Below are 22,667 nucleotides of genomic sequence, written 5' to 3'. Positions count from 1 at the left end.
CCGACCTACCAGTCGCCTTCCAGGCTCAGTCTCACTGCGCCGCTCAGCGTCTCGCCGGGCGCGAGCACCCGCAGGTCCACGCCCGGCACACCCTTCGGCGCGAGGTTCAGGGCGTCGGTGGCGTGGCTGACCGGCTCCAGCGCCAGTGACCCGTCGGGGGCCGTGAAGGCGACCATATGCGAGAAGACCGGGTCGGCGCGCAGTTGCAGCGCCCGCGTCCCCCAGTCGAGCCGCGCCGCGCCGTCCCAGCCCGCGTAAACCTGGTCGATGCTGCGCTCCCCCACCGGACGCGGCGTGCGGAAGTCCTCATCTGGGTGCACCGCGCGGGCCGCCTCCAGGGGCAGCGAGCGCCCGTCCATGTCGTAGATCAGGGCCGCGCCGAACGATACCTGAGGGTCCGTACCGTCCCGGCGCCGCACGAAGTACGGATGCAGGCCCAGCCCGGCGGGCATGTCGGTGGTGTCCAGGTTGGTCAGGGCCAGGGTCATCTCCAGCGCCGCGCCGTCCAGGCGGTACTCCATGCTGGCCCCGAAGGCCCAGGGCCAGTTCAGGTCGGTGAACTGACGGCTGTCGAAGGTGAAGCTGAGCTTCTCGTCACCGGCGACCACGACCTGCCAGGGGCGGTTGCGCACGTCGCCGTGCTGGGTCAGGCCGTCGGCCGTGGTCACGCGCAACTGGTGAACCTGCCCCGCAAAGGTAAAGCGGGCGTCGCGCACCCGGTTGCTGAAGGGCACGAGCGAGAAACTCGCGCACTGACTGCTGCTCTTCACGTCGGCCGGGTCCACGGCGCGCAGCACCGGCCGACCCGAGGCGGCGCGCAGGTTCAGCACGCTCGCCCCGGTTTCCGGCAGCACGTCCAGCTCAAGGTGGTCGTTCCGCAGGCTCAACACCCGCAGGCTCACGGCTTTTCCCGGCCGCGCGTGGCCTCGTACAGCAGGATGCCGGCCGCCACCGAGGCGTTGAGGCTCTGGACCTGGCCGCGCGTGGGAATCCGCACCAGGGCGTCGCACTTCTCGCGCACCAGGCGGCGCAGGCCCTCGCCCTCGGCCCCGATGACCAGGGCCAGCTTGCCCGAAAAGTCGGTGCGGCCCAGATCCTGCGCGGCCTCGCCCGCCGCCCCGTACACCCAGACGTTCTCCTCCTTGAGCTGGTCGATGAGCCGCGGCAGGTTCTTGGTCTGGGCGACGGGCAGGTAGCTCGTGGCCCCCGCCGCCGTCTTGGCGACGACCGGCGAGAGGGGCGCGCTGCGGCGTTCCTCGACCACGACTCCGTGCGCGCCGAGCACTTCGGCCGAGCGGATGATGGCCCCGAAGTTGCGCGGGTCGGTGATGCCGTCGAGCAGTACGATCAGGAGCGGTTCGCCCTTGGCCTCGGCCCGGTCCAGGATGTCGTCCACCGAGGCCCAGGCGAGGTCGGCGACCTCCGCGACAATGCCCTGGTGCTGGGTGGTGCCCACCATCTGATCGAGTTCGATGCGTGAGGCCCAGCGCACGCGCGCGCCCGTCGCCTCGACCTCGCGCGTGAAGGCGGGCTCGACGCCGCGCGCGAGCAGGACCTCGTCGGCGCGGCCCTCACGCAGGGCTTCGAGCACCGGGTTTCTTCCGTAAAGCAGCATGGGGGCAGTGTAGTGCCGGGCCGGGGGCTGGGGTTCCCGGGAGCGCACTGGTCAGCGCGAGCGGACCCACTCGGCGAGGTCCGGGGCACTCAGCGCCGGGGCGATGGCGTAGCCCTGCGCAGCGTCGCAGCCCAGGTCGCGCAGGATATCGAGCTGCGTGTAGGTCTCGACCCCCACCGCCGTGACCTGGAGGCCCAGGCTGTGGGCGAGGTCCACCGTCCCCTGCACGAGCCGCAGCGAGCGCTCGTCGCCGGGCAGCTGCGCGGTCAGGGTGGGGTGCAGCTTGAGGCCGCTGAGCGGAAACTGGGTCAGGGCGGTCAGGCTGCTGGCGCCGTCACCGAAGTCATCCACCACGAGCTGCGCGCCGCGGGCCCGCAGGCCGCCGAGCAGGCCCAGCGTCTCCTCGCTGTGGTTGGTCAGGCTGCCCGCACTGACCTCAATGTCCAGGGCGTGGTGCCGGGCCATCAGGGGCAGCAGGCGCTGCGAGGCACCGGGGCGGCGCAGTTCTTCGAGACTGAGGTTGACGCTGGTACGCCAGTCGCTGCGGCCCGTCGCCTCGCGCACGGCCGAGCGGCCCGAGAGCGCCTCGCGCACGACCCATTCGCCGATGCCCGTGATGAGGTCGCTGCGGCTGGCGATGGGCAGGAAGCGCGTGGGCGAGATGTTGCCCAGTTCGGGGTGGGTCCAGCGCAGCAGCGCCTCGGCCCCCAGGGCGCGGCCGTTTTTCAGACTCACGACCGGCTGGTAGAGCAGGGTGAACTGGCCGGCGGTCGCCGCGCCGCGCAGGTCTTCCTCGATCCGGAAATCCAGCGCCTCGTCATCGCGCAGTTCGGGGGCGAACAGCAGCGTCTGGGCGCGTCCCCGGCGGCGGGCATGTTGCAGGGCCACGTCGGCGTCGGCCAGCGCCTGCTCGGTGGCGCCCTCGCCGTACATCGCCGCGCCGACCGCGAAGGTCACGGGCACCACCCGCTGCCCGGCGCGCAGAGGCTCACGCAGCGCCGCCTGCACCTTCTGCGCCCCCACCTCGGCCCTCACGCCCGGCAGGAACAGGGCGAAGGTATCGTCGGCCAGGCGCGCCGCCCGCCCGCCGTGCAGCGCCGCGAGGTCGTTGAGCCGCGCCGCCACCTGAATGAGCAGCAGGTCGCCGGCCGTGCGGCCCAGCGCCGCGTTCAGGGCCCCGAAGGCGTCCACGTCCAGGCACACGACCGTGCCGGGGCCGGCTGGCACCTCGGACAGCAGGGCGCGCAGGCCGGCGCGGTTGGCCAGACCGGTCAGGGGGTCGTGCTGCGAGGCGTGCCGGAGCTTGGCCTGGGCGTGGCGCAGCGCCGACACGTCCCGCAGGGCCAGCAGCACGCTGGGCTTCTTGCCCGCGCTGTCAACGGCCGTGACGCGCAGTTCGAGCTGCCGCGTGACGCCGCCGGGCAGCGTGATCAGGATCTCCCGCGGTTCAGGCTGGGGCGCACAGACGTCGTCGAGCAGCAGCGGCTGACCCGTGGTCGTCGCCAACCGTACGCCGAGCTGCTGCAGCACCTTCGACAGCCGCGTGCCGGTGAGCTGCGCGCCGTTGAGGTCCAGCAGGCTGGCGGCCTGCTCGCTGATGAGCTGCGCGCGCCCTCCGGCGTCGAGCAGGATGGTCGCGGCCCCGCTGAGACTGAGCACCTGCGACACCACGGCGCTCGACGTTCCGCTGGCCTCAGGCGGTCCCTGCAACACCACCAGATCAGGGGTAAACGGACTGGGCCGGGCCGTGAAGCTCAGGCGCTGGCCGCCCACCAGGGGCACGTCGGCCTGAACGGTCTCGCCGGCCTGCGCCGAGCGCAACATGCCGCGCAGCACCGACTCGGCCTGTGACGCGAAAGAAGGCCAGGTCCACAGCGGCGCGCCCTGGTCCTCCTCGGCGGGAGCGCCGCCGGGCCGCAGGGCCATGAAGCCCCGGCTGGCCTGCACGACCACGCCGCCCGGTCCCAGCAGCGCCAGGGGCAGCTCGGTGTCGAGCAGCGCCGAGACCTCGCCAGCGCGCACGTACTCGGGCGTCACGTCCTGCACGGTCCACAGCACGCCGGCCACCGCGCCGCCGAAGTACGGCTTGGCCTCCCCGCGCACCCAGCGCCGGGCCTCGCCGCGCAGCAGCAGTTCGTCCCGCAGCTGCACCGCGTGCCCCGACGCCGCACCCGAAAGCTGGCTGCGCAGGTCGGGCGCCGAGGGAAACACGCTTTCCAGAGTCGCTCCGACCACGGCCGCGCCGCTGAGTCCGAACAGCTCCAGAAAGCTGCGGCTCACCTGCCGGAAGGTCAGTTCCGAGGACAGCCACGCGGTCGCCGCCGGCAACTGCGTGATGAGGAGGTCGGCCTCGCGGCTCGCCTGCCCACCGCGCGCCGCCGCCAGCACCACCGTCAGGACCTGCACGGCCGCCGGCGACACCACCTGTTCGGCCGACCACAACAGTCCCAGCAGTGCGCCCTCCTGGGTCAGCCACACGAGTTCACCGTGGTCGAGCCAGTGGTCGGGCGGCAACAGCTCCGCGCCGGGCGGCAGAGCCTGAACGGCCCCGGCCTCCACGCGCACGACGCCCTCGCCGGCCGAGGCCAGCAGGGTGGCCTCCGGAGCATGGACACGCATCAGGTCGCGCAGGGCAAGGTGCAGGGCAGGATCAGTGGCGAGAGAAGCAGACATACAGGTCAAGACCTCGGGGGGCGGAGGGGGCAGATGAAGGGCGCAGGCGACCAGAACGGCCTTCCGGACACCGGCCCGTGTGCCCGATAGCCTGCCACGCGAGTTCTTACGGCGTTCATGCAAGGAGACCCGTTCGCCCGGCGCAGATTTCTAAATGAAATGGGGCCACAAGCAAAAACCCCCGCTTTCGCGGAGGTCTGCTTGGTGGTGTGCCCGAAGTCTATCCAGCTGAGCTACGGGCACATTGTTGAGGCGGATACTGCTTGGCGGAGAGAGCGAGATTCGAACTCGCGGTAGGGTATAACCCCTACGAGCGTCCCAGAATATACCCAAAGTTGTCGCCCTAGCTGCGGAGTAGTTGCTCGGTAGCTGCAACTACTACCCCACCAGAACGGCAAACAAAGCGAGAGTCAGGGGAATCTCCCCTGACTCTGCGACAGTCCTACTTACTTGTGCTTGGTCGGGTCAACCAGAGTGTAGGTCTGTCCCGGCCTCTGCGTGGGAGGCAGGGGCTTGCCCTGGACGGCGGTGATCTCGCCGCCAACATGTCCGCCACGAGGGCCGACGGGCTTGTACTGTCCACTGTCAGGTGCAGGAGTGCCCGGCTTGAGTCCGGACGGAAGCGAGGAACGGGTAGGCATTTGTACTCCAGAGTCTTGCGGCTTGATTTGGCTCGTGGTACTTCTTGATTGTCGAGTTCAACAAACACCAGAGCAACCGCCCGACTTACGCCCAACACGTAGTCGGGCGCTGGTGTTATATTGACAGCGTATGCGTCATTACGATGTATGATGGATCACATTACGACTACATCTTGTATCCTTTCTCTGTCTTAGTACAAGATGTTGTACCCAGAATTGACAACCCCAGAGGTGCGCACCCTCTGGGGAGGAACTCCCGCCGCCTCAGTCAGTGATGCGAGCCGTGACCGCTTGGGTTGATGGGTTGTAGGTGCAGGTGAAGGTGCTCCGTATCTCTGTCCCAAAGGCGTTCTGCGCCTCAACGAAGCTGCCCAGAGCCCAGCTGCCATCGTCCATCTCACGCGCCGCAGCATTGAGATCAAGCGACGACGGGAAACGGGCGCTGCTAGGCGACTTCAGCTGAGAACGCACCGCATCACGACACTTAACCAGGAATAAACCCACACTAACGCGCTGCACCTCCGGTTGCGGGGGAGCGGGTGGGGCAGTCTCTTGCTCAGCCAAATCTTGGCTCTCTTGGGGCTGATTCTCCACGGCTTCGAGCTTTGGCTCAACCTTTGGGGTAGCAGTGGGTGTAACAGCTGCCACGTCCACCTTCGGCTGCGGGACAACGACAGGTTGCACCGGCTTGGGCAACATTGACCCTGCTACCCCAGCTAGAACAACCCCAAGCACCACTGTGGTCAGCGTGACCGGTGGCCGCAGCCAACGAGCGACGGGGCGACGGAGCAATCTCAGTCCCAAGCCTGTGAGAAGCCCAATACCACCTGCGAAGAGCAGGAGCGTGCCGACCAATGCGAGAAATGTACCCATTGATTTACCTCCAATCAGAATTATTACTCTGATTCAAAGGTGCATAACAAGATCAGACTTATTCGTGTCAGTCGCATTCCAAGATCCTCTCGCTGGAACCTCGGAAGATGCCCTCTCGCAAGCCAGAATCAGTAGACCCGCACATCCTGGAGGTACGTCAACGCCTCGGTCAGCGCATCCGTGAGCTTCGTCTGGCTAAGGGAATGAACCAAGACGAGTTTGCAGCCGCTGCGGGCATCCACCGCACCCACCCTGGCAAGCTGGAGAACGCAACGACAGACCCCCAACTCAGTACCATCGTCAAGGTGGCGACTGCGCTAGGGGTAAACGTCAGAGAGCTTCTACATTAGCGAATCTTCATTTTCTCCCGACTTGACCTGACTGTATTGGTCTTGTACCGTTACGTCGGAGGCGAAATGAACGACGAACGGGTGCCAAACAGCAAGACGATCTTGGAAAAGTGGGGCGTGGATATGGCGATGCTCAGCGGGTTGATCGAAGCCAACGGCAGTCTACGAGGTGTAGTACTTGGCTACGTTGCTGAAGCCAAGTTCCACAATCAGATGATGGAAATCCCTGGCATTACCGATCTAGGAAAGGATGACGATCATGATCGGAAAAAGAAGGGAGACCGTCGCATACAGTATAGAGGCGAGGAGTTTAAGATAGAGGTTAAGTCACTCCAGACAAACTCTGTTAAGCAACTGAGTGATGGAACATTCGTGGGTAAGAGTCAAGTTGATGCTAGCGATCGTCGCCATGTAACTTTACCCAATGGGTCTCAGCTTGAAACGACCTGCCTTGTCGCTGGAGAGTTTGACGTTCTAGTAGTAAATGCCTTCGCATTTGACGGAACATGGCGCTTTCTATATGCAATCAATGAAGATTTACCTCGCAGCAAAGCGAAGAAATACACGCCTGAGCAGAAAGAGCATCTTCTTGCGACACTAGTACCCGTACAGTGGCCATTGGCTGAGGAAGATATCTTTACGACTGATCTAGAGAGCCTCCTTGATCGGATCATTGAGAAGAGGCAGGCCCCACCGGGGGGCACTGCCTCTGAGGTAAGCATTATCGAAGAGCCAGACGGCGACATTATTATCGCAACTGAGAACTAAGTCAGAGCATCTCCTTGTGAGGCGCGTGATATATCACTCGCCTCACTTTCTTTCATTAGGCGCACAGTATTGGATATCTGTTGCTGCTTTACTTTTGTGAACACTAGAAAGTAGGAGTGATTCTTGCGAGCATGGCGCTGCTCGATAACCCTCGCCACACCCGGCTTGCTGTCCCGTATAAGAACAAACAGGTCTTTACAGTAGAAACCCATTGATTCATAAGCAGTAATTAGCTCAACGTGCGTAAGACGTTGCTTGTTAGCACTCACCTCATCCTGGCACTTAACAATCAATGTGCCGTCTATGGGGAGCACTCTGTATGCCTCCAAGCCGCTCTTAATATACAAATCTAGTACAGTATCGTGCCATTTTGACTTATCACTGAGCAGAACCGGCACTTGCCTCTTTGCTTGATACTGCCAGATTCCTACAGTGCGGTTCACTAAGGGTTGAGCCTGCCCATTAGAGTATGCATGCCGGAAGGAATTATGTGTCCCTTGCCCACCCATGTGTTCCTTATTCTTCCGGAGCAGTCCTTCTTGATAGGGAGGGTCTAGGATTAGGCAATCAAGCTCCGCCCTCGATCCTTCTGCCGTAGAGAAAGGGAGGTTACGAGCATCAATACCAGACGAGACTGCTGTGTTATGTATTGGGTCTCGTCCCGATTTGGCGTCAAGATCGGAGAAGCGCAGTTTGTACGCATTCACAGGAACTTGTTGCCAGAACACGCCTTGGCCGTAGGTGACATCTACAATGCGCTGTCCGCGTGGGACGTGTAAATGCAGAATATCCGCGAATAATGTGGCATTTCCCCCAACTACAGCCGATACCACAACGTCGCTTGTCGCCTCTCCTCTCTGCGTACGCTTAGGCGTTACATCTACCGTCTCTACGGGCTTGGTGCTAGTCGTAACCGCATCTTTCCTCGGACGCCCCCGCTTACGCTTGACAGGCTCAGCCGGGAGCGCCTCATCTGTTGTCCAAGGCAGCGGCTCCTGACGGATCTCAACAGTCATTGGCTCAGTGTATTCCGGCTTCATTAGTCTCCTGCCTCGCTGAGCATCTGCCCGAGCGAGAGAGCCGCTGCACGGCGTTGATCGTCAAATACGTGCACGTAAGTCCGCAGCGTGAAGGAGCTGTCGGCGTGCCCGAGGCGGTCACTGACCACCTTCACCGAGATGTTGCTGCGGATCAACAGGCTGGCCGAGGTGTGGCGCAGGTCGTGGAAGCGGATGCGGGGTACTCCAGCCTGTTCACAGAACCTCTCAAAGGCGCGAGCCACATTCGACGGGTTGAGATACGTCCCTGCCCGTGAGCCGAAGATCAACTCTCCGTAGCCAAAGGACAAGCGATGAGTTGTCAGGATGTCCAGCACGTCCTGCCCAAGACTCACCACCCGATTCCCCGCTGCGGTCTTGGGCGTGCTGTCGCGCAGCTTGCCCCCGACGTACACCGCCGTTCGACCCACATTGGCCGTCCTAGCCACAGTGTCTATGTCGGCCCACCGCAGGGCGAGGAGCTCTCCCCTACGCATTCCTGTGGCAAGGGCCACGTAGTAGAGGGCGTAGTACCTGTGCCCCTCCGCAGCGGAGAGGAACGCCCGTGCCTGCTCTGGCGTCCAGACGCGCATCTCATTGCGCTTGACCTTTGGCGGCTTGATTCGCTCCGCAGCGTTGCGGCCTACCAACTCCCAATCAAGCGCCTGGGCAAGGGCCATGCTGGTGATCTTGAGACAGCGCCGGACCTGAGCAGGTGGCCGGTCACTGTGCAGCATCGTTGCGACCATCCCCTCAACGTGCATCGGCGTGAGCTTCCCAAGCTTGTTCCCACCGAGGAGCGGCTTCACGAATCGGCGCACATGCGCTTCGTAGTCGGCGTATGTGGTCTGCCGAATGTGCGGTTGCTTGTAGGCCAGCCACTTGTCGAGAAAGTCCCCGAACGAGTCGTGGGCTGTCCTCACCAGGGCACCTTGCTCTCTCTGTACCCGCAGGGCGTCAATCTTCTCCCGAACCTCTGCCTGAGTTGACCCGCTGACGTAACGACGCACCTGCTTACCGTTCTCGTCGTGCCCCACCGTGATTGCGCCTGCCCAACCCTTGCCGTTGGCCTTGCGAACGATGGTGCCCTCTCCATTTGCCCTCTTACCCATACTTTCCTCCGCACGTTCTGTCTAGAACGTAACGAGGTAATTAAGCCTCCGAAACAACTCAGAAGGCATATCTCGCCTTTGGCGCGCAAATCCAAAGCCGAAATTATCCCGTCCTAGACGGTGTGCAAGCCCTGTCTGGAGTTTGGGGTCTGGAAGAAAGACGGCCTACTAGGGTATAGGGCTGGCCGCAGGTCCCCCTAGAGGAGCAGATATGACGGAGCAGTGCAGCTACATGACCGTTCAGCAAGCCGCCGACAAGCTGGGATTGTCTGTCGGGCAGATCCTGAACTCCATTCGCCTGAACAAACTCCAGGCTGTCAAGACCCAGTTCGCCATTCTTCCTGAGGAGCTTGAGGCTTTCCAAGCGGAGTTTGTGCGAGTCAAGAGCACTGGCGAGGCGTATGTGCGGAGACCCAGAGCAGAGCACAAGACGCACGCTCAACTCCGCGTTGAGGCGCTACGGCAGGCACGCGCAGAGAAGAAGGCCCAAGCGCGAGCTACCAGGGCAGGCAGCAAATGAGTTCGGCCACCTGGGGCAAAGGTGACCGAATGGAGGCAATTACAGAAGGTAGGGCTGAAGTAATTAAGCCTCGCCTTCCGGAGAAGAACCGGGGCTTTGTCCCCCTTTGGGAGGTAGTGCGATGATTACAACAGAGCAGGCACAAGACGCTATTGAACGCGGTTGGAGCATCATCGCCCTCAATGGCAATAAGAGGCCCTTGAGCAAGTGGGCGGAGCGTCAGAGGTCAGCGTTCACCTTAGAAGAAATCAAGACGGAACTTCCCAAGGCTGCGGCACTTGGTGTTGTCACTGGTCAACTATCCGGACTGATTGTTCTTGATACGGATGACAAGCAGGCCGATGATTTCCTTCGAGGACTCGGCCTTGAGCCTCACGTCAAGACGCCATCTGGCGGCAATCACTATTACTTCCGCCACCCTGGTATTGGTCAGAGTTACAAAACCTTCAATCCGCAGAGTGACGGAAATGACGCCAAAAGCTACAAAGAGCAGTATGGTCTACTTGACTGTCGAGCAGATGGCGGATATGCGGCATTCGTTGGCGAGGTAGACACTGGCAGCTATCAGCAGCTCCGGGACCCCACCGATCTATATGAGTTAGATCTGCTGCCTGAGAAGTTCGTAGGTATCCTACAACATGGGTACAAAGGTCTAGCGAACGAACGCGCCACGACAACATCTACTGTTGCGATTAAGGGTGCAAGTGTGGATCGCCTGCTAGCAGAAGCGAGCACTCGATTGAGTAGTGGGCGTGATAACTCCTGTTTCTGGCTAGCTCAACAACTCCGCGATAACAGGCACAGCAAAGAGGATGCCTTGAGTGTAATGGAACGGTTTCATAGACTGCTGCCAGACACGGACACCAAAGGCCAACGTGATGAATTTACACTTGGTACTGCCTTGGGTAAGGTCGAAGTTGCCTACGAAACTCCAGCGAGGGAGCCGTGGGGCGGACCCATGTTCGCTACCACTGACATTGGCAATGGCGAGCGACTAGCCCACGAAGCGGCCGACACTCTGCGACACAATGACACCCAGGGCTGGTTGGTATGGGATGGCAGGCGCTGGCGTGGTAGTGGCGATTCTGGACCAATGATGGAAGCCAAGCGCGTCGCCAAGAAGATGACTCAAGAGGCTCTGGACTACGGCCAACAAGCTAAGACAATTGAGGACGAGGGAAGAAGAAATTTCGCAACCACAGAGGCGAAGGCGCTTGTACAACATGCACAGCGCAGCCAGAGTCTACCAAGACTCAAGGCGATGTTGGAGTGTGCCAAGACAGAGCAGAGTATCGCAGTCAGAGCAGAAGAGTTTGATAACTCTCCTTACCTGCTCAACGTCAAGAATGGGACTATTGATCTACAATCTGGCAAACTGCATCCTCACCGCAGGGAGGACATGCTAACGAGGGTTGTAAACATTGACTACGTCCCAGATGCACAGTGTCCCAACTGGACTGACTTTCTACGCACAGTCACTGGTAACAATCCGGACTTGATACGGTATCTCAAACGAGTGGCTGGCTACATCCTTACTGGTAGCAGTCAAGAGCATGCAATCTTCGTTCTGCATGGAGAAGGTCAGAACGGTAAGAGTACCTTCGTCAACGCTCTGGAACTGATTGCAGGCGAGTATGCCTCTGCAATCGACTCGCGCACTCTCTTGAGTAAGAATAACTTAGGTGGCGGCATCAACAATGACTTGGCACGTCTACAAGGGGTTCGGCTTGCTCACGCTTCAGAGCCGGATATGGGTGCGATGTTAGACGAAGCCCTAATGAAGAAGTTATCCAGCGGCGAGCGCGTCACAGCACGGTTCCTTCACAAGGAGTTCTTCGAGTTTGTGCCGGAATTCAAGCTAGTGCTAAGTGCAAATCACCTTCCCACTACTCGGGGAAATGATCGGGGCATCTGGCGCAGACTAAAGCTTGTACCCTTTGATCAGACCATTCCAGATTCAAACAAGGAGCGAGACTTCTTCGACAAACGTCTCAAGCCAGAAATTGAAGGGATCTTGGCTTGGGCTGTGGAAGGAGCACTCGAATGGAATCAAGATGGTCTTTCTGAACCGCAGACGATTCGTGAAGCAACCAAGCACTACAGAGACGAAATGGATCTTATCGGCCAGTTCATTGAAGATAGATGCATCATTGATGCCGCAGCAAGAGAGGAAGTCGGGACGCTCTACTCATTCTACCGAAGTTGGGCAGAACAGAATGGCTGCACTCCAGTAAAGCAGCAAGCGTTGTCACGCGACTTTACTAGGCGCGGATATGAAGAGCAGAAAAGCAACGGCAAGCGCTATCGAGTAGGTCTGCGCCTTCGCATGGTCTCTGACGCTTCTTGGGGTGTTGTTGATCTTACTGAGTGATCCTCTCGTCGCCTTGACTCATGGCAGGGCGACATCTGAGGGAAAGGGCGACATCAGGGCGACACAAATTCGTATTCGCCCTGTGCTTTTCCCCCTCCTAGACGCTCTTTTTCCCTCTACAGGGCGATAAGGGCGAATATAAAGGAAGTTTTCCTTAAAGGATTCGCAGCAGTAACGATTAAACCTGTGAATTTGTAAAGGAAAGAAAGTTTCGGGAAAATATCGCCCTTATCGCCCTTTTACCTAAATTACCCGTGCTGGAGCAGGAAAGAGGCAGGGCGAATATAAATCTATGTCGCCCTGTGTCGCCCTGAGACTCGCTCTTTCGCCCTGAGGAGGCGCCCATGACCCACTCTGATCTCTCTACTGTCCCGGACGGTGTGCCCTCCCTGCTGCGGATCGGCCCTGCTGCGGATGTCCTCGGCCTGTCCGTAGGCACCGTTGCGGGGTGGGCAAGACGGGGCTACATGTCCTATGCCCAACACAACATTGGTTCGTGGCGCTACTTCACCGCTGAGGAGGTCAGCCGCATTGCGGCCCGCTTTGGCATCGAGCCGAACTGGTTAGTAGCAATCGACTGAGGAACAAGCACGCGAAGCTTAACTCGGAGGTAGGGCAAATGAGCGCACAACAATGGCAGACGGCATGGCAAACCTTCGACGAGTTGTATCTCCCCCACGAGATAGAGCTCCAAGCACTTGTCACTGAGCAGGCCTCACTATTCGAGCTGGCATACGCAGACCTGGACGATGCGCGAACACGTGAGGGCTTCACCGGGACGTGCTACGGCTTAGCCAAGCAACACGGGCTGCCTGCGGCCTTGGTGGACTGGTGGCGGACGCTCCAGGTGTACTGGGTTGAGGGTGGTGATAACCATAACCACCTGCCCGACATGATCCCGCTCCCAGGTAGAAGCTTCCTGAGGTATCAGACCAGCACCCTCCGCGCCTTCCGCGTTGCCCTGGCAAAGGACACGATGGAGGAAGTGATGTTCCTCGCGGCAATGCTGGAGGCTATTCGAGCCTCTGAGGCACAGAGGATCATGTGGAACGAGCTCTAAGCTCAGGGCACACACAGGCTATGGCGCTTCCGAGTGGGAGCGCCATTTCTCTTGGCTTCTTGGGGCCGTCATTGCCACAAGGAGGCACGAGCAAATGCTCCAGCGGGGAGCGCTGCCCCCTCGTTCTTGCCAAGGGACTGTGCCTGGCAAACGCGCTCGCGTGGTTTGCGCGGTTGCTTGTACGGGAAGACGCGAGGCTTAACCCATGGGACACCCTGTCATCCCCGTCCGCTTCTTTACTCCCTATGGCCGTGTCATCACTACCGTCAACTTTCCCATTCCCAATGAGGGCGTTGACCAGTTACCGGACAAGGTCATCTCTGCTGCGAACGACGCCTTCGGAGACAACTGGGGCAGCGCAATTCTCGTCGGCATGAACCTCGTCATCCGTAACCCTAAGGAGACCAACAAATGAGCACCCCAGAGATCAAGCAAGTAGAGCAGGAGCTGGAAGGCTTGCAGAAAGACAACACGCTCCTCCTTGAGCTAAGGAACAAGTACGAGAAGGACTTCGTAGAAGCCGACAATGCTTGGCGCAAGAGCCGCAGCCAGAAAGACCTTGACGCGATGGTGCGCGTGAAATCTCAGCTGGACACGGTCAAGAGTGCCCTTATAGATCAAGCGGTGGAGATCAGTAAGACCGAGGCGTACCTCAACACAATCAGAGAAGAACATCGTCTCCGCTTGGGCATCACGGCTGTGGGAACAAACCAACTGCTCCGCTTGGAGACAATCCAGAGTGAGTTCGGGCAGAGGCTCTCGGCACTCCAGCAGCACGTTGTTAACGAAGCGGTTGCCCTGGATGCTCTGCGCGTTGAGTGGGATGAGTTGCACCGCGAGGCATGGCAACAGTTGGCGCAATTGGGCCTGAGTCCGGAGCAGGCAAACAAGCACCTTGGCAATGCCGAGTTGGAGACTGCTCCTCTGCGGCTGATTGTTCCCCCGGTGGACAGGGAATTACGTCGGGAGACAGAGCAGGCGTACACTCTCCCGCTGCGGAACACTCCTGGCAAAGATTCCCGCAGCCAGATCGAGTCTGCTACTGCCACGCACCTTGCTTTCTTACTTCAGGGTGCAGAGCTGGAGCGCGTGAACGAAGCGAACCGGCTTGAAGTCATCAAGCGCGATGCGCGCCGTGCAGAAGCCCGACGTCGGGGAGGGTTGGAGTAATGGCAGGGTTGAAAGGTGGGGGGACCCCAACCCACCGCACCTACCTTGGCCGAATTGCCAACCGTGCCAAGCTGCCGATCGATCTGGAGCGCATCACCAATGTCCTGAATAAGGCGCTAGACAGAGCTGAGGAGATGCTCGACGACGAGGACAAGGCGTACAGACTGAAGGCCATCCACTCGATTACTCAGGCAGCTTCGTCGCTGATGCGGGTGCTGGAGGTCGGAGAGCAAGAGGCTCGTCTCGCTGCGGTTGAGGAGGCGCTGCTCGCCCAGGAGGAAACCAGTTGAATGCGACACAGAAACGTCGCCTTGATCGCGCCAGCCTGAATGTTGATTCGGTCTGGCGTGACTCTTGGGATGGATGGGCAGAACGGGTGGTACTGGAGTGGCAGCGACTTGACCCGCAGGCGCAGGCACACTTCGCCATCTTTCAACGGTACGAGCGGGAATGGGTCAGCAGTGGCAGAGGCGGGGACCGGGCCGGGTTCCTTAGCCGAGGGGCCTCCTTGTGCCTTACATGGGGCGTATCTGGCGAACTTTGGGTCTGGCTCTGGCGGGACGTGTACGGCCCAGTGCTCGATGATGATCGGGCTGCTTGGCCGAGGTTGATCCCCGAGTCCCCTCAAGCTCAAGTGGTCCCGTCTCCGGCTCAGGGTGGCGAGTGGCTGCTCCGGCTCTCGGCTGCGGTGGTAGCTGTGCGGTAGCTGCAAGCCTCCCAAAATCGGGGGAATCGTTGTATGAAGCAAAAGAAGAAAGCCCGCCGTGAGGCGGACTTTCTGTCTGGTGTGCCCGAAGGGATTCTCTATCCAGCTGAGCTACGGGCACATTGTTGAGGCGGATACTGCTTGGCGGAGAGAGCGAGATTCGAACTCGCGGTAGGGTATAACCCCTACGAGCGTTTAGCAAACGCTTGGTTTAAACCGCTCACCCATCTCTCCAGATTGTCATACCCCGACTGCTCGGTTGGGTCCTGGCGAGGGGTGAGGGATTCGAACCCCCGGTAGGTTGCCCCACTACGGTTTTCAAGACCGTTGCCTTCAACCACTCGGCCAACCCCCCTTGCGGTGGGCGCTCTCAGGTGCCTCCCTGAGCGCGAAAGGAAGTATAGGGACGGCCCCCCGGATTGTCAACGCTTACGCCATCTGACCCAGGCGGCCCCGGCCACAAGCAGCGCCGCTAGGGCCCCTACCCCCCAGCTGGACGCGGGGACCGAGGCCCGAAGTTCGCCGCGCAGGAGGGCCGCGAGCGCTTCCTCATGCGGCGTGCGCGGCGGCATGGGCACGCGGCTGGGCGGCAGGTGCAGGTCAGCCGACAGGACGTCGGTGCGGTAGCTGTTCTCCAGCGGATGCCCGCTGCCGGCGGCGCGGGCCAGGCCCGCGCGGCGCAACTCGTCCGGCGTGCCCTGCGCAGCCCAGGGGGCCAGGGCCAGGAAGCCGGGGCGAGGCTCGGTCAGCACATAGGAGCGCAGCTCGGGGGCGTCCTCGGCGCGGCCGGTGATGGCGCTCTGGCCGTCAAAGGTCAGGTCCAGCAGGTTGCCGACCACCATCGGGTTGACCGCGTAGCGGATGTTGTGCCCCGTGGTGGTGGCGGTCCAGCTCGATTCGAGCCACGCGACCGGCAGGTCGCGCACCCGCGCGGGGTCGGGCGGCAGTCCCTCCAGATCGGTCCAGTGCTGGCTGTTGGCGTCGGGTTGCAGCAGCACTGTGCAGCCCTGCGCCTCCAGGCGGCCGATCACATCGGGGCGGAAGGCGTCGAGGCTGATGGCCACCCCCAGGTCGCCTACCGGGGTCGGAAAGACCCGCAGCTCCTCTAGGTCGCCGGAGCTGAGGTCCACGCCGCTCGCCTCCTCGCCGGGCGTGAGATGCGCCTTGTCAGCCACCCCGATCAGCTCGCCCGCCGGGCCCAGTATCGCCGTCTGGTTGGTGAGGATGCCCGGCGTTCGCCGCAGCCGCCCGCCCATAAGGCGGTACCGGGGCATGGGCGCCGAGCCGCAGCACAGATAGACCCCGTACTCACGCGCGAGGTCCCGGCAGGTGCGCAGATACAACGCCGTGTTCGCGTCCGCGCCTGCCAGTTGCAGGGCGCGGATGGGTGACACGCGTTCGCGCAGGACTATAGGCAGCGTGCGGAACATCCGGGCCAGAAACAGGGCCGTCGCCGCCCGCTCGAAGGTGCCCAGCCGCGTGGCCCACCCGGCGCCGCGCAGCACGAGCGGCAGCCCGTTGAGCTCCGTGAGTACGACCAGGGTGGGCCGGTCCGGGGCGATCAGGGGCCGCGCCGCCTCGAGCTGGGCGCGCATCCAGGCCTGAAAAGCGGGGGCGCTGACGAAATCGGACGCTGCCCACCAGGGCTGCACGGCCACCACGCAAAACGCGCGGGCAGAGGACTCGGACGCGGGCATGGTCACAGCGTAGCGGGCGGGGCAGCCTGCGCCGGCCCACCCCGCCTCCTCCCCTCCTAGATGTCGCCAGATCGCCGCGACCCCGCTTCTTTCCTCTCCTCCTAGCATCTCCCCCTCCGAGACTCGGCCGGTCCAGGCGGGCCAGGGCGACCTCCGGCCTCGCCTCCATAGGCCGCATCTCAAGCTCTGCTCAGGCCGGAGCGCTGGCAGCTAGGCGCGGACTGTGGGAACGTGGAGACATGACGACGGCACCCTGCTCCCCTCTGGCCTTCTCCCTGGTGAGCTGCTGATGCTGCGCCGCAAGCCCGCGCCCGACGACACCCCGGCCGAGGAGCCGAGCGGCCTGCGAGGCGCCGCGCGGCGCCTGAGCGAGCGCGCCCGCCAGGACCCGCGTGTGCAGCAGGCAGCCGAGAACCTGCGGGGCCGCCGTGAGGAGCTGCGTGCCAGCGGCCGTGAGCGCGCCGACACCCGGCTCGAAACCCTGATTGAGTCGCGCCGTGAGCGCCGGGGCGAGGCCACACCGCCCGAGGTCGCTGGGCTGCTCGACGCCCGACGCCGCGAGCGCGAGGCCCACGCCCGGCAACTGCGCGAACGCGCCGCCTTTCTGGAGCAGGCCACGACCCCCGAGGAGAGCCGGGTGCTGCTGCGCGTCGTGGCCGGCACCCCGCGCCTGGGCGGCGAGGACCCGGAACCGCGCTACACCGAGCTGCTCGACACCCTGGCCCCCGGCGGCGACCCCACGCGCGAGATGGCCGTGCACCGCGCCGTGTGGGCACTCGCCGAGCGCCGCGTGCTGGCCGTCTCGCCCCACGGAGCCGTGCGCGCCGGGCCGCAGACGCTCGACCCGCACACCCTGGACCTTCATACGCCGGACGTTGCGCCTTCTTCCGGCCCGTCCTGACCCACTGACCCGGCCCCGGCCCGCCGGGCGGCTCCACCCTGGCCGGGTCGCCCGCTAGACTCCGGCCATGTCTTTGCCCGATTCCGGCCCCCACGCCCCGGCCGAGGCCGCCCCGACGGTCTTGGTGATCGTGGGGGGCAGCATGGCGGCCGTCAAGGCTCCCTCGGTGCTCCGGCGGCTGCGTGAGCGCGGGGCGCAGGTGCAGGTCGTCGCCACGCCGGCCGCGCTGGAGTTCATCACCGAACTGAGCCTCGCCACGGCGGCGGGGGGCGCCGTGGCGACCGAGGCGACCTGGTTCGCGGCGCGTCCCGACGCCCAGCACCTCACGCTGGCCCGCGCGGACGCTGTGGTGGTCGTGGGAGCCTCGGCTGACCTGCTGGCGCGCGCCGCCGGGGGCCATGCGGGCGACCTCGCCGCCGCGACCCTCTTGAGCGTCACCGGGCCGGTCCTGTGGGTGCCCGCCATGAACGAGCGGATGTGGCGCCATCCCGCCGTGCAGGCCAATGCGGCGGCGCTGCGCGGCTGGGGCCACACCTTTTTGGGGCCGGAAACCGGGGCCTTCGGTACGCTGGGCGAGGGCCGGGGCGTGGGCCGCATGGCCGAGCCGGAGGACATCGCGGCGGCGGCGCTGGCCCTGCTCTCCCCTGCCGCGCCGCTCAGGGCGCAGGACCTCGCGGGCTGGCGGGTGGTCATCTCGGCCGGGCCGACGCGTGAGTACCTCGACCCGGTGCGCTTTATCAGCAACCCCAGCAGCGGCAAGATGGGCTACGCGGTCGCCGAGGAGGCCCGTGACCGGGGCGCCGACGTGACCCTGGTCAGCGGCCCGGTCAATCTGCCGCCGCCCGCCGGGGTGCGGACCGTGGCCATCGAGTCGGCGCTGGAGCTGAGGACGGCCGTACTGGAGGCCGCGCGCGGCGCCGACCTCGTGGTCATGACCGCGGCAGTGGCCGACTACCGCGCTGCCGAACAGGCCCATGAGAAACAGGCCAAGGTGGCCGGCGACGTGACGGTCCACCTCACGCCGAACCCCGACATCCTGGCCGAGCTCGGCCGGGAAAAGGGCAACCGCCTGCTCGTCGGCTTTGCGATGGAAACCCACGCCGGGATCGAACGGGCCGCCGCCAAGGCCGCGCGCAAGAACGCCGACTTCATCCTGCTGAACTACCCCACCCGCGAGGGAACGGGGTTCGGCGGCGACGACAACGAGGTCACGCTCGTGCGCCCCGACGGCACCCACGAGGCCTGGCCACGCACGAGCAAGCGTGAAGTCGCCCGCCGCCTGCTCGGTGAGGCGCGGCGCCTACGGGACTGACCGGCCAGCACAGCCCCGGCTCCGCCGGCCGGGGCGTTTGCTTTATTCACTCTCTATACATAACATGGCGCGATGCTCAGCAAGGACCAGCGCCAGAAACGGATACAGGACATCATCATGCGCGAGAGCGTCTCGACACAGGCCGACCTGGTGGGTCTGCTGCGGGCCGAGGGCATTCAGGTGACGCAGGCGACCGTGAGCCGCGACATCAACGAACTGCGGCTGGTCCGGTTGCCCATCGGCAAGGGCCGCCACCGCTACGCCCTGGCGCAGTACGGCGCGCACGCCAACGTCGAGGAACAACTGACCCGCCTGTTTCAGAACTTCGTGCAGGACGTGGACCGGGGCGAGAACCTGCTGGTGATCCGCACCGCCGAGGGCCACGCCAGCGGGGTCGCCCTGCTGCTCGACCGCTGGCAGCGCGACGACATCGTGGGGACCATCGCCGGCGAGGACACCATCTTCGTGGTCGCCCGCACGACGACCGAGGGCGAGTCGCTCATGGAGGAACTCAACGCGCTGATGCTGGGGTAGGGAGCCGGCAGTCAGGTGTTCCGGTCAACCCCCAAGTGATTTCACGGCACGTCGTCGTCGTCCAGCACCGGCACGTTGCCCACCGGCAACTGTACGTGGGCCGTGGTGCCCCGGCCGACCTCGCTCTCGAGCCAGATGCGGCCGCCGTGGGCGTCCACGATGCTGCGGGCGATACTCAGGCCCAGGCCCGCGCCGCCCTGGTCCCGGCTGCGGCTGTCCTCGACGCGGTAGAAGCGGTCGAACAGCCGCGCCAGATGCTCAGCGGGAATACCGGGGCCGTCGTCGCGCACGCTCAGACGCACCTCGCGTCCATCTTCCTCGGCACTGCTCGACATGGTGACGTTCTGCGCGCCCGCCTTCAGGGCGTTGCCCACGAGATTGATGATGACCTGCTTGAGCCGGTCGGGGTCTCCCTCGAAGGGGATGTCGGGACCGGCCGCCGTAAGGGCCGTGTTCTGGCCGCTCGCCAGCGGAGCGAGTTCGCGCGCCACCTCACCCAGAAACAGACCCGAGAACACCGGCTGGCGCGTGAGGTTCACCACGCCGCTGTCCGAGCGCGCGAGTTGCAGCAGGCTGGCGATGAGGTTGGTCAACCTTTCGGACTCGCGCACGATGATGCCCAGGCTCTCGCGCTGCTGCCCGGTCGGCTGCGTGCGGCGCAGCAGGTAGCTCGCGTGCCCACTGATGGCCGTGACCGGCGTGCGCAGCTCGTGGCTGGCGTCGCTCGTGAAGCGGCGCTGGGCCTCGAAACTGCTTTCCAGACGGTCGAGCATCGCATTGAGCGACCCGGCGAGCGCCTCGACCTCGTCGTGGGTCTGCGGCACCGGCACGCGCTCGGTCAGGGTCTGCCCGCCGATGCGCTCGGCCGCCTGGCGCACCTGCCGCAGCGGGCGCAGCGCCTGTCCCGCCAGTACGTAGGCCCCTACCCCCGCCATGAGCAGCCCCGTCACGAACAGCAGGGCCAGGACGCTCTGGAGGGTACTGACCGTATCGTGAACGCCCGCGAGGCTGCGGCCCACGTAGGTGATGGCGAAACTGGGCGGCGGCGCGTTCAGGGCGAGCGGGTCGGTCGGCGAGAGGTCGAGCTGCACCGGCCCCAGCGTCACCTGCACGCGGTAGGTCGTCGGCGTGTCTGCCTGCGCGCCGAAGGCATTCTGGATCTCGCGGGTCAGGGTGATGCGCCCGCCCGGCGACTCGACGAGCTGCGTGAGTTCGGCATCGCTCAGCCGCAGCGGCTGGGTGGGCAGCAGCCCGGCCACGACCTGCCGGCGGCTGTCCATGAGGCGGCGCACATAGGTGAGGTTCTCCCGGCGCTGCTCGGCGGTGCCGGCCGGCCCGAGCGCCTGAATGAGCCAGTCGCGGTCGTAGAACACGAGGTCCTCGATCTGGATGACGTCGTTGGGAAACAGCACCCGCGCGCGCGGCAGGAGCCCGTCCACATCGCGCTGGCTGGCCGACTGGGGATTGTCCAGCCCGAGCTGATTGACGAGGCTGGTGAACTGCCGGTAGGAGTCCGAGATGGCCGAATCCACGTTGCCCAGCAGGCTGCGCTGCATGAGTAGGAGGGCCGCCACCGCCACCAACCCCAGCAAGAAGGCCAGCAGCGCCGTATACAGCAGCGTGAGACGCCAGCGCAGGGTCAGGTGCATCCCCTCCCCGCACGGGCGTCTCGCCGGTCATTGCCTGTGTGCCATGCCTTCACGCCCGGCAGTCTAGAGCAGGGCGCGGTGAGGGGGCGTCCTCACTCCTCGCGCAGCACGTAGCCGACGCCGCGCACGGTGTGGATCAGCCGGCGCTCTCCGCCCTCCTCGAGCTTACGGCGCAGGTAGCCGATATACACGTCCACGACGTTGCTGCCCCCCGTGTATTCGGGCCAGACCTTCTCCTCGATCTCGAAGCGCGAGAAGACCTTGCCGGGGTTGCGCGCGAGCAGTTCGAGCAGTTCGAACTCCTTGGCGCTGAGCTCCACGCGGCGCCCGCCCCGGAAGATCTCGCGGCCGTCGAGGTTCATGACGAGGTCGGCGACGCGCACCTCACCGGTCACGGCCGGGTTCACGCGGCGCAGGTGGGCGCGCACGCGGGCCAGCAGTTCCTCGATGGAAAAGGGTTTGATGAGGTAGTCGTCGGCGCCCGAGTCGAGGCCCTCGACCTTGTCCTGAATGCCGTCCTTGGCCGTCAGGATGATGATGGGAGTGTTGCTCGTCTTGCGGATGCGCCGCGCGACCTCCAGGCCGTCGAGAACCGGCAGCATGAGGTCGAGGATGACGAGATCGGGATTGACTTCCCGGAACTTGGACAGGCCGGTCACGCCGTCGAAGGCCACCTCGGTGGCGTAGCCCTCGGCCGCAAGTTCGAGTTCTATGAAGCGGGCAATGTCTTTTTCATCTTCAATGACGAGGACCAGCGGCTTGCGTTCCATGCCGTCAGTCTAGAGAGCGTTCTCATGAGAAGACGGTCGGTCTGGCTTAGCCGACTTTCATCTGCTTATCGCGCTGTACGCGCCGGACTCCGTACACCTCACAGATACTGCCGAAATCGCGCAGTTCCAGCGGCCCGTCCAGTGCCGTGAAGTCCAGCCTCGGGGTACCGGCGCAGCCCGACTTCACGGTGTCACATACGAGCGTCTGACCCGGCTCGGCGGCGCCGCACAGGCGACGGGCAAAATTGACCGGCAGGCCGTAGGCGGTGAGCTGACCGCTGATCGGCCCGGTGACGACCTCGCCGGAGGTCACGGCGCCGCGCAGCCGCAGCGAGAGACCGAGCAGCCCGGCCAGACTGAGCCGCGCAGCGCGGTCGTGGGCGTCAAGCGCCGCGAGCACCGCCGACTCCGCCTGGTCCTCGGGCCAGAACGCCAGGACGGCGTCGCCTTGGTGCTGCAGGATGTGCCCGCCGTGGGCCTCGAAGCTCAGGAACAACAGCTGCACGAACTCGGTCATGAGGGCGGCGTAATGCCCGACCGGCAGGCGCTGGGCTAGCCCTGTGCTTCCCACCAAGTCCACCATGACGAAGCAGGCCTGCTGGGTCGGCACTGGGGAACTGGACAGGGGAAGAAGCAGAGAAGGCATAGAGATAAACCCATCATGACAAAGATTTAGAGATGAGTAAAGAGCCAAGAGGCATTGAAATGGACCAAGACTCTTCCATAGAAGCAACCGATGAAAGTATGATTTTCGACAAAAAACTTATTCGTTCAATCCTGAACGGTCTTCTTTTTGGAGCCGATTAGCCTCCTAGCACTACTTAAACACGGATTTTGGCGCTGTAGACGGTTTTCACACGTGTCTGGCAAGCTGACGCATGACCACCGATCAAGCCACTGCTCTTCCC

Annotated in this window: 21 protein-coding genes and 2 tRNA genes; 12 read left to right on the top strand and 11 right to left on the bottom strand. The window is 63.6% G+C overall.

Features of this window, described 5'->3' with window-relative positions:
• Positions 1 to 5: 5 nt before the first annotated feature.
• From ASF71_RS09140 to ASF71_RS09130, 3 genes are read right to left on the bottom strand one after another with little or no spacing between them, the layout of a single operon-like run.
• Positions 6 to 887 (bottom strand): aldose 1-epimerase, encoded by an 882-nt coding sequence (locus ASF71_RS09140; protein ID WP_235514281.1) that lies wholly within the window; start codon positions 885 to 887, stop codon positions 6 to 8.
• An 11-nt stretch (positions 888 to 898) separates the two neighbouring features.
• Positions 899 to 1,615: a 23S rRNA (guanosine(2251)-2'-O)-methyltransferase RlmB gene (gene rlmB, locus ASF71_RS09135; protein ID WP_056298485.1), complete on the bottom strand. Its 717-nt coding sequence runs from the start codon at positions 1,613 to 1,615 to the stop codon at positions 899 to 901.
• Between the two features lie 51 nt (positions 1,616 to 1,666).
• Entirely contained in the window at positions 1,667 to 4,288 is a 2,622-nt protein-coding gene (locus ASF71_RS09130) for an EAL domain-containing protein (RefSeq protein ID WP_235514280.1), read from the bottom strand.
• A gap of 1,621 nt (positions 4,289 to 5,909) precedes the next feature.
• Here ASF71_RS09130 and ASF71_RS25695 point away from each other — a divergent pair.
• Both ASF71_RS25695 and ASF71_RS23590 read left to right on the top strand, forming a co-directional pair.
• A complete protein-coding gene (locus tag ASF71_RS25695) occupies positions 5,910 to 6,152 on the top strand; it encodes a helix-turn-helix transcriptional regulator (protein ID WP_082505764.1) in 243 nt (80 codons plus the stop codon).
• 66 nt (positions 6,153 to 6,218) lie between these two features.
• Positions 6,219 to 6,920 (top strand): restriction endonuclease, encoded by a 702-nt coding sequence (locus tag ASF71_RS23590; protein WP_156372697.1) that lies wholly within the window; start codon positions 6,219 to 6,221, stop codon positions 6,918 to 6,920.
• On the opposite strand, the gene ASF71_RS22475 is transcribed toward ASF71_RS23590, so the two are convergent.
• The gene (locus ASF71_RS22475; protein WP_156372696.1) at positions 6,917 to 7,936 is read right to left on the bottom strand and encodes a site-specific DNA-methyltransferase; all 1,020 of its coding nucleotides are present in this window, start codon (positions 7,934 to 7,936) and stop codon (positions 6,917 to 6,919) included. The two genes, ASF71_RS23590 and ASF71_RS22475, sit on opposite strands and share 4 nt — an antisense overlap.
• Positions 7,937 to 7,959: 23 nt before the next feature.
• Entirely contained in the window at positions 7,960 to 9,069 is a 1,110-nt protein-coding gene (locus ASF71_RS09125; protein ID WP_056298482.1) for a site-specific integrase, read from the bottom strand.
• 211 nt (positions 9,070 to 9,280) lie between these two features.
• Between ASF71_RS09125 and ASF71_RS09120 the strand changes: the two genes are divergently transcribed.
• From ASF71_RS09120 to ASF71_RS09095, 7 genes are all read left to right on the top strand, one after another.
• The gene (locus ASF71_RS09120) at positions 9,281 to 9,589 is read left to right on the top strand and encodes a hypothetical protein (protein WP_056298478.1); all 309 of its coding nucleotides are present in this window, start codon (positions 9,281 to 9,283) and stop codon (positions 9,587 to 9,589) included.
• Positions 9,590 to 9,710: 121 nt separating this feature from the next.
• A complete protein-coding gene (locus ASF71_RS22470; protein WP_082505763.1) occupies positions 9,711 to 11,960 on the top strand; it encodes a phage/plasmid primase, P4 family in 2,250 nt (749 codons plus the stop codon).
• Between the two features lie 344 nt (positions 11,961 to 12,304).
• Complete coding sequence (locus tag ASF71_RS09115) at positions 12,305 to 12,541, top strand: hypothetical protein (RefSeq protein WP_056298477.1); 237 nt, start codon at positions 12,305 to 12,307, stop codon at positions 12,539 to 12,541.
• Between the two features lie 38 nt (positions 12,542 to 12,579).
• Positions 12,580 to 13,020: a hypothetical protein gene (locus ASF71_RS09110; RefSeq protein WP_056298473.1), complete on the top strand. Its 441-nt coding sequence runs from the start codon at positions 12,580 to 12,582 to the stop codon at positions 13,018 to 13,020.
• Between the two features lie 205 nt (positions 13,021 to 13,225).
• Positions 13,226 to 13,435 carry a hypothetical protein gene (locus ASF71_RS09105; protein WP_056298468.1) on the top strand — a complete coding sequence of 70 codons (210 nt, stop codon included), beginning with the start codon at positions 13,226 to 13,228 and terminating at the stop codon, positions 13,433 to 13,435.
• On the top strand, positions 13,432 to 14,190 hold the full coding sequence (locus ASF71_RS09100; protein ID WP_056298467.1) for a hypothetical protein: 759 nt from the start codon (positions 13,432 to 13,434) through the stop codon (positions 14,188 to 14,190). The genes ASF71_RS09105 and ASF71_RS09100 overlap by 4 nt, the downstream gene beginning before the upstream one ends.
• Positions 14,190 to 14,480, top strand: a complete 291-nt coding sequence (locus ASF71_RS09095) for a hypothetical protein (RefSeq protein ID WP_056298464.1) — start codon at positions 14,190 to 14,192, stop codon at positions 14,478 to 14,480. Before ASF71_RS09100 ends, ASF71_RS09095 begins: the two co-directional genes overlap by 1 nt.
• Before the next feature lie 558 nt (positions 14,481 to 15,038).
• On the opposite strand, the gene ASF71_RS09090 is transcribed toward ASF71_RS09095, so the two are convergent.
• The 3 genes from ASF71_RS09090 to ASF71_RS09080 form a co-directional block, all read right to left on the bottom strand.
• Positions 15,039 to 15,130 (bottom strand) — tRNA-Ser (locus tag ASF71_RS09090).
• Positions 15,131 to 15,163: 33 nt separating this feature from the next.
• Positions 15,164 to 15,251: transfer RNA gene (locus tag ASF71_RS09085), tRNA-Ser, on the bottom strand.
• A gap of 67 nt (positions 15,252 to 15,318) precedes the next feature.
• Positions 15,319 to 16,593 carry a nitrilase-related carbon-nitrogen hydrolase gene (locus tag ASF71_RS09080; protein ID WP_056298554.1) on the bottom strand — a complete coding sequence of 425 codons (1,275 nt, stop codon included), beginning with the start codon at positions 16,591 to 16,593 and terminating at the stop codon, positions 15,319 to 15,321.
• Between the two features lie 289 nt (positions 16,594 to 16,882).
• Here ASF71_RS09080 and ASF71_RS09075 point away from each other — a divergent pair, with 289 nt between their 5' ends.
• The 3 genes from ASF71_RS09075 (at position 16,883) to argR (ending at position 19,340) form a co-directional block, all read left to right on the top strand.
• Complete coding sequence (locus tag ASF71_RS09075; RefSeq protein WP_056298461.1) at positions 16,883 to 17,494, top strand: hypothetical protein; 612 nt, start codon at positions 16,883 to 16,885, stop codon at positions 17,492 to 17,494.
• Between the two features lie 67 nt (positions 17,495 to 17,561).
• Complete coding sequence (coaBC, locus tag ASF71_RS09070; RefSeq protein ID WP_056298458.1) at positions 17,562 to 18,806, top strand: bifunctional phosphopantothenoylcysteine decarboxylase/phosphopantothenate--cysteine ligase CoaBC; 1,245 nt, start codon at positions 17,562 to 17,564, stop codon at positions 18,804 to 18,806.
• A 72-nt stretch (positions 18,807 to 18,878) separates the two neighbouring features.
• Positions 18,879 to 19,340, top strand: a complete 462-nt coding sequence (argR, locus tag ASF71_RS09065; protein ID WP_056298455.1) for an arginine repressor — start codon at positions 18,879 to 18,881, stop codon at positions 19,338 to 19,340.
• A 41-nt stretch (positions 19,341 to 19,381) separates the two neighbouring features.
• Here argR and ASF71_RS09060 read toward each other — a convergent pair whose 3' ends face one another.
• The 3 genes from ASF71_RS09060 to ASF71_RS09050 form a co-directional block, all read right to left on the bottom strand.
• Positions 19,382 to 20,989, bottom strand: a complete 1,608-nt coding sequence (locus ASF71_RS09060; protein WP_056298453.1) for a cell wall metabolism sensor histidine kinase WalK — start codon at positions 20,987 to 20,989, stop codon at positions 19,382 to 19,384.
• Positions 20,990 to 21,081: 92 nt separating this feature from the next.
• Positions 21,082 to 21,759, bottom strand: coding sequence for a response regulator transcription factor (locus ASF71_RS09055; RefSeq protein WP_010887388.1), 678 nt, complete (start codon positions 21,757 to 21,759; stop codon positions 21,082 to 21,084).
• Positions 21,760 to 21,805: 46 nt separating this feature from the next.
• Positions 21,806 to 22,405, bottom strand: coding sequence for an adenylate/guanylate cyclase domain-containing protein (locus ASF71_RS09050; RefSeq protein ID WP_056298450.1), 600 nt, complete (start codon positions 22,403 to 22,405; stop codon positions 21,806 to 21,808).
• Between the last annotated feature and the right edge of the window lie 262 nt (positions 22,406 to 22,667).

Origin of the sequence: Deinococcus sp. Leaf326 (assembly GCF_001424185.1) — a bacterium.
Lineage (GTDB): Bacteria > Deinococcota > Deinococci > Deinococcales > Deinococcaceae > Deinococcus.
The sequence above is the reverse complement of the archived record's forward strand: the minus strand, read 5'-3'. Positions and strand labels throughout refer to the sequence as shown.